Consider the following 7,821-nt stretch of genomic DNA (forward strand, 5'->3'; position numbering starts at 1 on the left):
AAATAAAATAATGTGTCACCACATTCGTATCCAACCATATATCTGCAACTTTATTTATATCTGCTTTTTGTAACTCTCTAATCATAATGATTGATCTCCTATAAACTCAAATTATACAACAAGGCCTGATTTCTCAGCCCTTGTTCATCAATGAATATGCATACTTTAATACTTTAGTCCCATCCATACGCCCATAATCTTCCATTGGTATGACACCGACAGGAATGTGTTTTACTGCCATTTTTTCTTTAATTCTTTTTTCCATATAGCGAATTTGAGGACCAATTAAAATAACATCAATAGACTCTTCATTTACTTTTTGATCTACTTTCGATACAGGAATCGCAAAAATCTTATCTTTTTTTGATACTTCCTGCATTTTCGTTACTAAAAGACTTGTACTCATGCCTGCAGCACAAGCTAACAGAATTACTTTTTGTTCCATATTAACGATTAATTGAACGAGCCATCATAGATACGGTATGACGTACTCCTCTTACAGCTTTACTAATAGCCATGATATTTTCTACTGGAGCCACTCCACCATATCCTGCATCTCCAATATGCTGAATATCAACACCACAAATCTTATTCATAATCGCAATATCCTTAATTGTATCTGTATCAGATCCTTCTTGACTCGTTCCAATCGCAGAAAGAACTAAACCACCACAAGAATGCACTTCTTTACATACTGCCTTTAAATCATCCATATCAAATCCTGGAACGGTTCCAACAGCAGGAACTAAGATAACATCTGCCCCTGCCTTCACAAAGCGTTTTGCGATTTCAAGATCTGCCACTGGCTCATCCGATCCAGCACCATGCATTTTTCCTGCAATGATCAATCCGGAGAAATTTTCTTTTGTGAATGAGATTGCCTTTTCAATTTGTTCATTTGTCACGCCCGTACCTGGATTTCCAGTAAGACATACAAAATCAAAACCAACTTCATCTAATCTTTTGACTGTTTCCAAATTTAATTGACGACCCTTCGCAATATCCAAACGATCTTCTAACATTTCAGCTTCTAAATCAACCGGTTCTAAGTTCACCCCAATTGGGCGTCCTACTAAACGATGTAGTTCATCTACAAAGTTATCTTTATTATGTTCTAAGCCAAAAATATATGGATTTAATACATCTAAACAATTCAACAAAATCATATCCGACCCAAAAGCTCTGGCAATCTCTGCATTTGTGATATCCCCAATAAAACTTTCTCTAGGCGCTACATTTTCAGACAAGATGACACGCCCCTCACTTGCCTTAATACTTTGTTTCAATTCTTGTGCATTCATACTTAAAATTTCGGATGCATTTGCGCTAATTAATCTTTTCATTACTTACTCCTCAAAATTTCTGTGACATTTTGCCACGCATTCTTACTCTTTTGTTCTGTACAACCCTTATAAGCCCCTAAATACGGTGTAAAACCAAGTCTTGAATATAATTTAATTGCACCATAACTTTGTGATTGAGTTGCCAAATACAATGGATACTTACTTGGAATTGTATCGTACATCATACAAAGTTTTGTAAGCATGGCCTGCGCAATCTTTTTATGTTGAGCTGATAAACTTACCGCCACATAATGTACGCGAAGTCTACTTTCTTCAAAATCATTTCCAAACCAAAGTCCTGCACTGCCAACTAGTTCATTATTTTCATTTGCGACAAACAAGAAATGTTTAGAAAAGAAATCCTTATCTCTTGTAAACATACTATCCCATTTCTTTCTTGCCTCTTCTAGATTTTCAAATAAACAAACCTGGGTTTGTAGCTTGCACCAAGCTTCTTTTAATGATTCATCAAATTCAACATAATGAAATTCTTGATTTAATTCGATTTCTTTACGAATGGTCTTGCGTGCCATGACCATCAATACTTTTTCATAAGGTATACTTGTATCTAATACTGTCATATAATTCTCCATTTCCTAAAATTAGTATAACATAATCTTTCACGCTTTAAATGTTATAACATTTACTTGACTTCTCTTTTTTTACGTTCTAGAATGAAACCGTAAAAGAGAGGTAATCAATTATGAACAAAACACAACTCGCAAATTATTTTGACCACACATTTTTAAAACCTTATGCAACTGAAGCTGATCTAACTAAATTATGTAATGAGGCAAAAGAAATCGGTGCCGCTATGGTTGCGATAAATACAACTTGGACTCGTTTTTGTAAAGAACAATTAAAAGGAACAAACGTACATGTAGGAGCTGCCATCAGCTTTCCTTTAGGACAAGCTGGCCTAGCATCTAAAATTGCCGAAACAAAGATTGCGATTGAAGATGGAGCTGATGAAATCGATTATGTCATTGATATTGGGCAAGCTAAAATGCACCACTGGGACTACATTAAAGAAGAAATGGAAAGTATTGTTTCTGTTTGTAGAGAACATAACGTCATTTCAAAAGTTATCTTTGAAAATTGTTATTTAGAAAAAGATGAAATCAAACAAGTTGCTTTAATTGCCAAAGAAGTAAAACCAGACTTCATCAAAACAAGCACAGGCTTTGGAACTGGCGGAGCCACTTTAGAAGATGTTCAATTAATGGTTGAAACTGTCGAAGGACAAGTGAAAGTTAAAGCGGCTGGAGGCATTCGTGATTGGAAAACATGTAAAGCCATGATTGATGCAGGTGCACAAAGAATTGGAACAAGCTCATCCCTAAAAATCTTAGAAGAATTTGAAGCCGAGGCAAAATAACATGAAACCATTTTTATTAGAACCCATTCATGATTACACAATATGGGGAACCAACCACATCTCTAAAGCTAGAGGCATCGATGAAGACTATGGAACTTGGTGGGAAGTCAGTGCCCACCCTTATTGTTCAAACAAAATTATTGGAACTAATAAAACATTAATGAAAATGATTCAAGAAAATCCGGATGAAGTATTAGGTAAAGGTTTTACGCTTCACGAAACATTACGATTGGCTTATCTAGACACAAAGGATGCATTAAGCATTCAAGTTCATCCTGAAGATGATTACGCCCTAGAACACTCCAATGATTACGGAAAATATGAAAGTTGGTATATTCTAGATGCCAAACCAGGCGCGACTCTAGTTGCCGGAACAACAATCAATGATGCAGATGAAATTAAAAATGCCTTAATGAACAATGATGTTGAAAAATATTTAAACAAAGTAAAAGTTCATAAAGGAGACTACATCATCATTCCTAGTGGTATGCTTCATGCCTTGGGAAAAGACATCTTAGCTTTAGAAGTAGGTACAAACTCGAACACAACCTATCGTTTCTATGACTACAACCGTAAAGGAAAAGATGGAAAAACGCGTCCTTTACATGTCAAAGAATCTTTTGATGTCACAAACTTCAATTTAAAACCTACTTTTGTTCCACAAAAACAGGAAACACACCGAATTGGAGACTGTCCTAATTTTACTGTAGATGAAGTTTATGCTGATTCTGATATGGATCTAACTTGTGATGAACATTACATGATTCTATCCAATATTGATTCAGATTGTACAATCGTATGGAACAATGAAGAAATTGTATTACCACAATATGATAGTCTATTTGTACCATTCGCATCCAAAAAAATCACAATCAAACAAGGAGCACACCTATTAGTGTCAAATCCTAGAAAGGACTAATTTATGAAAACCATTTTAGTTACCGGAGCCAATGGCTATATCGCAAGCTTAGTAAGAGCGTATCAAAAAGATAACTTTAACTGGATCTGCATGACAAGAAAGGATGCAGACCTTACAAATCCTGAAGACGTAAAAAAATTTGTAGCTTCTCAAGATTTTGACATTTGTTTTCACACTGCTGCCAATGCAACTACAGCCTTCTGTAATGAACATCCAGATTTAGTTCATAAAATCAATGTAGAAAGTACACAAGCGATCATTGATTGTTGTAAAGAAAAAGGTGCTAAATTGATTTTTTGTTCAACCGAACAAGCCTTCAATGGAAAAGAAAATCGTGGTCCTTTTAAAGAAGACGAACCATTAAGTGCTGTGACTGTATATGGACAAAATAAAATCGAATGCGAAGAGTTGATTCAACAACAATTGGATGATGCGATCATCTTACGCTTTACATGGATGATGGGACTAAGCTATCCAGGCATCAAGGCAAGTCCAAGCATCATTAAAAATGTCATGAATGCGCTAATCAGCCATACTCCTACATTATTTACTGTGAATGAAAAACGTGGTATGACATATGCCAAGCATTTGGCAACCCAATTTGATAAAATCACAAAACTTGAACCAGGCATTTATCATGTAGCATCAAAGAACACTATGACCACATATGAATCCGCAAAATATGTGGCTAAAGCCTTAGGTGCAAGTGATGAACTGATTGAAGAAATCATTTTACCAAACAACGAACGCTACCAAGATCGATTCAGAGATTATCGTTTAGATAGCGAAAAACTAGAAAGTCTTGGGATACATTTCGCAACATTTGAAGAAGATGTAAATGAAATTCTAATGGATTTTGGATGGAAGAAAAGTTAAAATAGCTTGTAGGAGGCTATTTATGACTATACTTGAGGAAAACGTTAAAAAATATTACCAAAGCGGATATAACTGTTCAGAAACACTACTTCATGCCTGCAATGAAACGTATCAATTAGATATTTCAGAAGAAGACATGAAAATGATGGCTGGATTTGGTGGCGGCATGTTTATTGGAAGTACATGCGGTGCATTAATCGGATCGATTGCTGCCCTATCAAAAATGGTATGCAAGACAAAAGCACATGAAATGTTACCTGAATTAAGACCATTGATTCAAAAACATACACGTAACTTTAAAGAACTATTAGGCAGTTTAGATTGCGCACACATCAAACCTGTACATCATAGTACGGATCCAAACATCAAATGTATGAACACTTGTTTATTAGCGGCAAAAGCTTTAGAAAAAACAATGGAGGAAGAACACCTATTATAGGATTCTTCCTCTTTTCTTATATTCGTAATAACCTGTCTACACGATGAATCAAATCTTGTTGAATACTAAAATCAACCTCAATACCATCCTCTTTATATTCCTGTCTATGCACCTTACCATTGGTATGAATATAATCAAGTACACTTACCTTTTCATAAGGAATCACGACATGTAAAGTTTCCATATGAAATAATTCCTTTTCAATTTCCTGCTTTAAAAACGCAATACTCGACTTTTCCTTAGCACAAATATAAATACGATCCTCTACACGTTTTGGATATTCAATATTTGTCTGATCACATTTGTTAAAGACATACAAGTAGGGAACTTTTTCACATCCAATTTCTTTTAATGTTTCTTCACAAACCTGAAGTTTGCTATCCTTATGTTCATTTGAAATATCCACTACTTTTAAGATCAAATCCGAAACCACAGCTTCTTCAAGTGTAGAATGAAAGGCTTGTACTAAACTGTGTGGTAAATCACTAATAAATCCAACTGTATCACTTAAAGTAAATACATTATGGTTCTCTGTTTCAATTTGACGTGTTGAAGTTGTCAAAGTCGCAAACAACATATCCTTCTCAAATACAGACTTATCTTCATTCACAAACCCATTCATAATACTTGATTTACCTGCATTGGTATAACCCGTTAGAGCTACACTTTTAACCATACCTTTTTTACGCTGATTACGCTGTACGCTTCTTTGCGTATGAATCTTATCTAATTCTTTTTCCACAAAATGAATCTTACCTTCAATTCTTCGCGCATCCAGTTCGATTTTCTTTTCTCCTGTTCCCTTGTTTCTAGAACCACCACGCTGTCTATCCATATGTTTATAGCTGCCTTGAAGTCTTGGCAATAAATACTTCAATCGTGCACACTCAACTTGAAGCATGCTCTCTTTTGTCTTAGCACGAGACGCAAAAATTTCTAAAATCAAAGCACTTTTATCCATGACTTCACAATCAAAAAAGTCCGATAAATTTCTTTGTACAGAGGGCGAAATAGCCTCTAATACAAGAACCATGCTACATTCTTGATCTTCAAGAATGCGTTTGACCTCTTCAATCTTACCAGGATTCATATAATACTTTTTATGAGGATGCTCCAAATTCTGTGATATACTCATGCAAATTTCAATATCACAGGCAAGAGCTAATTCTTTCATTTCCTCCATTCTTTCTTCAAAAGAATGGCTTGTGTATGTTTGTACACCAATCAATATTGCTTTTTCCATAAATGTATTTTATCATACGATGCTAAAATGTTATAATATTTCATGAGGTGAATTCCATGAAAATTGCTTATTTAATGCACTATATGAAAAATAATTTTGAAGAAATAACAGAAAACCTAGATATATTGATCAACCAAGGCGATGACGTTTACTTGATGGTAAACGATGATGATCTACGTGATGATTTGATTCTATCCTATTGTGATACACCAAATTTACATGTGGCTCATCACCAACAAACTGCCCTTCCAGCCGATATGTCACTACCTAGAGGCTTTATTGTATTGATGAAAGATGCTTTAGAATTTGAAAAAGAAGATGGATCTTTTACATATGATCGTTTCATCATAATGACTGATGGTATGATCCCTACAAAATCAAAAGCACAACTTGTAGAATATTTAGAAACACATGAAGACGAAGATATCTATTATGAAGTGGATAACTCAGATGAAAATGTAGAAGTAAAGAAAAGATTTGAAAACTATGCCTTCTTTACAAACTCTTATGATTTCCAAAAATCAAAAACTATTCGTGCCATGAATAAAATGACATCTAGTCTTGTTCATTCCTTTAAAAAACGTGAAATTGAGGACACAATCTATATCAGCTATCCTTGGTTTATACTAACACACGAAAGTGCTAAAGCTTTGGCAGACAATCTAGCCTACTGTTCAAATACATTTAAAATGTGTTTATATCCAGAAGAAATGGCCATTGCGACAATGTTACATAAATTCTCAAATGTAGATCATCACAATGAAAACATATGGGCAGTTGGTAAAAATGGTGAATATATTCTGCAACAACCCATGGAAAATGTAGAATTGGACGCAATCAAAGAGTCTACTTATTTTGCAGCTCTAGCTCATAGTGAAGATAATCTTCAAGTTTATGAAGACTATTTTGATGCCTACACATCCGAATCATAATCGTTTCGTATAATCACGAGAATCAAAATATCCTAAAAATTCTTTATCACATCTATTCTTCACTCTATAAAGACAATGTGAAATTTATTCATTTAGGAGATTCACAAACTACAAGCATTAATGGCTTAAATAACTTTATATGTGTTAAAGGAATAATGATACATTAGATTTACCTAAATTCCAAAGATTAACTGTTTTATACAAACGCATCCATTTCTCACATGGAGATGAAGGTTTGAACGAAATAAAAAAAGATATCGATCAACTTCATGCAGATATCTATCTTTATGGACATACGCATTTAGTCAAAGAACAAATCTACAATAATTGTCTAATTCTAAATCCAGGCTCAATCACTTTACCTAGAGATGATTAGCATGGATCTTATATCATTCTAACAATCGATAAGAAAGTCACATATAAAGTAGTTCGAATTAATGTAGAAACTTTCTTAAACCAATATCAATGTTTCATTGAATAAGGCAGCCAAATCATTGGCTGCCTGTTTTCATTTATTTAATAAACTGTTTTGCAAAATTCCATGTATCTCTACACATATCATCCAAGTTCTTTTCAGCCACCCAGCCAAGCTGTTCCTTAGCTCTTGTAGGATCCGCGAAACATGTCGCAATATCACCTGGACGTCTTGGTTTGATGACATAAGGAATCTTAATTCCATTCACTCTTTCAA

10 protein-coding genes and 1 pseudogene are annotated in these 7,821 nt (G+C 34.5%); 6 read left to right on the forward strand and 5 right to left on the reverse strand.

Going from position 1 to position 7,821, the window contains the following annotated elements:
* Positions 1-133 precede the first annotated feature (133 nt).
* Genes KTQ83_RS10470 through KTQ83_RS10480 form a run of 3 tightly spaced genes read right to left on the reverse strand, consistent with a single transcriptional unit; the run spans position 134 to position 1,924 of the window.
* Complete coding sequence (locus KTQ83_RS10470) at positions 134-445, reverse strand: PTS sugar transporter subunit IIB (protein WP_117925817.1); 312 nt, start codon at positions 443-445, stop codon at positions 134-136.
* A gap of 1 nt (position 446) precedes the next feature.
* On the reverse strand, positions 447-1,343 hold the full coding sequence (locus KTQ83_RS10475; protein ID WP_117925815.1) for a DUF7916 family protein: 897 nt from the start codon (positions 1,341-1,343) through the stop codon (positions 447-449).
* A complete protein-coding gene (locus tag KTQ83_RS10480; RefSeq protein WP_217256777.1) occupies positions 1,343-1,924 on the reverse strand; it encodes a GNAT family N-acetyltransferase in 582 nt (193 codons plus the stop codon). The genes KTQ83_RS10475 and KTQ83_RS10480 overlap by 1 nt, the downstream gene beginning before the upstream one ends.
* Positions 1,925-2,046: 122 nt before the next feature.
* Here KTQ83_RS10480 and deoC point away from each other — a divergent pair, with 122 nt between their 5' ends.
* Genes deoC through KTQ83_RS10500 form a run of 4 tightly spaced genes read left to right on the forward strand, consistent with a single transcriptional unit; the run spans position 2,047 to position 4,955 of the window.
* Positions 2,047-2,721: a deoxyribose-phosphate aldolase gene (gene deoC, locus KTQ83_RS10485; RefSeq protein WP_117925812.1), complete on the forward strand. Its 675-nt coding sequence runs from the start codon at positions 2,047-2,049 to the stop codon at positions 2,719-2,721.
* A 1-nt stretch (position 2,722) separates the two neighbouring features.
* Complete coding sequence (locus KTQ83_RS10490) at positions 2,723-3,640, forward strand: type I phosphomannose isomerase catalytic subunit (protein ID WP_217256778.1); 918 nt, start codon at positions 2,723-2,725, stop codon at positions 3,638-3,640.
* A gap of 3 nt (positions 3,641-3,643) precedes the next feature.
* The gene (locus KTQ83_RS10495; protein ID WP_117925808.1) at positions 3,644-4,516 is read left to right on the forward strand and encodes an SDR family oxidoreductase; all 873 of its coding nucleotides are present in this window, start codon (positions 3,644-3,646) and stop codon (positions 4,514-4,516) included.
* Positions 4,517-4,538: 22 nt separating this feature from the next.
* On the forward strand, positions 4,539-4,955 hold the full coding sequence (locus tag KTQ83_RS10500; RefSeq protein WP_244975845.1) for a C-GCAxxG-C-C family (seleno)protein: 417 nt from the start codon (positions 4,539-4,541) through the stop codon (positions 4,953-4,955).
* Positions 4,956-4,971: 16 nt separating this feature from the next.
* On the opposite strand, the gene hflX is transcribed toward KTQ83_RS10500, so the two are convergent.
* Entirely contained in the window at positions 4,972-6,198 is a 1,227-nt protein-coding gene (gene hflX, locus KTQ83_RS10505) for a GTPase HflX (protein ID WP_186999713.1), read from the reverse strand.
* A gap of 56 nt (positions 6,199-6,254) precedes the next feature.
* Here hflX and KTQ83_RS10510 point away from each other — a divergent pair, with 56 nt between their 5' ends.
* Entirely contained in the window at positions 6,255-7,130 is an 876-nt protein-coding gene (locus KTQ83_RS10510; protein ID WP_217256780.1) for a beta-1,6-N-acetylglucosaminyltransferase, read from the forward strand.
* 175 nt (positions 7,131-7,305) lie between these two features.
* A pseudogene (locus tag KTQ83_RS10515) lies at positions 7,306-7,506 on the forward strand (metallophosphoesterase family protein); the annotation flags it as partial.
* 136 nt (positions 7,507-7,642) lie between these two features.
* Here KTQ83_RS10515 and KTQ83_RS10520 read toward each other — a convergent pair.
* A complete protein-coding gene (locus KTQ83_RS10520) occupies positions 7,643-7,813 on the reverse strand; it encodes a GDP-mannose 4,6-dehydratase (RefSeq protein WP_342367256.1) in 171 nt (56 codons plus the stop codon).
* Positions 7,814-7,821: the final 8 nt, after the last annotated feature.

Source organism: Holdemanella porci (assembly GCF_019052655.1).
Classification (GTDB): domain Bacteria; phylum Bacillota_I; class Bacilli_A; order Erysipelotrichales; family Erysipelotrichaceae; genus Holdemanella; species Holdemanella hominis.

Bases quoted from the DNA above. Each gene is read 5' to 3' on its own strand.
- KTQ83_RS10470 (WP_117925817.1), bottom strand. From the start codon at position 445: ATGGAACAAAAAGTAATTCTGTTAGCTTGTGCTGCAGGCATGAGTACA.
- KTQ83_RS10475 (WP_117925815.1), bottom strand. From the start codon at position 1,343: ATGAAAAGATTAATTAGCGCAAATGCATCCGAAATTTTAAGTATGAAT.
- KTQ83_RS10480 (WP_217256777.1), bottom strand. From the start codon at position 1,924: ATGACAGTATTAGATACAAGTATACCTTATGAAAAAGTATTGATGGTC.
- deoC (WP_117925812.1), top strand. From the start codon at position 2,047: ATGAACAAAACACAACTCGCAAATTATTTTGACCACACATTTTTAAAA.
- KTQ83_RS10490 (WP_217256778.1), top strand. From the start codon at position 2,723: ATGAAACCATTTTTATTAGAACCCATTCATGATTACACAATATGGGGA.
- KTQ83_RS10495 (WP_117925808.1), top strand. From the start codon at position 3,644: ATGAAAACCATTTTAGTTACCGGAGCCAATGGCTATATCGCAAGCTTA.
- KTQ83_RS10500 (WP_244975845.1), top strand. From the start codon at position 4,539: ATGACTATACTTGAGGAAAACGTTAAAAAATATTACCAAAGCGGATAT.
- hflX (WP_186999713.1), bottom strand. From the start codon at position 6,198: ATGGAAAAAGCAATATTGATTGGTGTACAAACATACACAAGCCATTCT.
- KTQ83_RS10510 (WP_217256780.1), top strand. From the start codon at position 6,255: ATGAAAATTGCTTATTTAATGCACTATATGAAAAATAATTTTGAAGAA.